Origin of the sequence: Streptomyces sp. YIM 130001 (genome assembly GCF_003574445.1) — a bacterium.
Taxonomy (GTDB): Bacteria; Actinomycetota; Actinomycetes; order Streptomycetales; family Streptomycetaceae; genus Streptomyces.
The window spans coordinates 1-911 of the sequence record NZ_KZ984594.1 but is presented as its reverse complement, the minus strand read 5'-3'; the positions used below and the strand labels follow the sequence as shown (position 1 = coordinate 911).

Here is a 911-nt window from a genome sequence, read left to right as displayed (position 1 = left end):
GGGCGGGGTTCGGGGGCTGTGGAGGCGTTGGCGGGGGTGGATCTGGGGTTGGCGCGGGGGTCGTTCACGGCGGTGATGGGTCCGTCGGGGTCGGGGAAGTCGACGTTTTTGCAGTGTGCGGCGGGGTTGGACCGGCCGTCGTCGGGGTCGGTGCGGTTGGGGGGTACGGAGATCACGGGGATGCGGGAGAACGAGTTGACGGAGTTGCGGCGTAGTCGTCTGGGGTTCGTGTTCCAGGCGTTCAATCTGTTGCCGTCGTTGACGGTGGAGCAGAACGTGTTGTTGCCGGTGCGGCTGGCGGGGCGGCGGCAGGATCGTCGGCGTGCGGGTGAGGTGTTGGGGCAGGTGGGGTTGGGTGACAAGGGGCGGCGGCGGCCGGGTGAGTTGTCGGGTGGGCAGCAGCAGCGGGTGGCGATCGCGCGGGCGTTGGTGACGCGTCCGGATGTGATTTTCGCGGATGAGCCGACGGGTGCTCTGGATACGGGGACGGCTGCTGAGGTGTTGGGGTTGTTGCGGCATGCGGTGAGTGGGTTGGGGGCGACGGTGGTGATGGTGACGCATGATCCGGTGGCGGCGGCGTGGGCGGACCGGGTGCTGTTCTTGGCGGACGGTGCGTTCGCTGACGGGTTGGAGCGTGGGTCGGTGGAGGAGATCGCCGGGCGGATGTCGGCGTTGACCGCGCGTGCGCGTGCGGGTGCGATGGCGGGTGTGGCGGCGTGAGGTTCGTGCCCAACGGGCTGGCCCGTGCGGCCGTGCGTTTCAAGCCCGCTTCGTTCGTGGGGACGTTCGTCGCGCTGATGATGGCGTCGTTGATCGTGTCCGCCTGCGGTGTCCTCCTCGAGACCGGGCTACGCGCCTCGGTACCCCCCGAGCGGTACGCCCAGGCACCCGTCGTCGCCGCCGCCGACCAG

Annotated in this window: 2 protein-coding genes; both read left to right on the top strand. The window is 69.9% G+C overall.

Annotated features, from left to right (window positions below):
• The coding region (locus DSC45_RS35530) for an ABC transporter ATP-binding protein (protein WP_162929461.1) at positions 1 to 720 on the top strand (720 nt) is incomplete at its 5' end.
• The coding region (locus DSC45_RS35525) for a hypothetical protein (RefSeq protein ID WP_162929460.1) at positions 717 to 911 on the top strand (195 nt) is incomplete at its 3' end. The genes DSC45_RS35530 and DSC45_RS35525, both read left to right, overlap by 4 nt.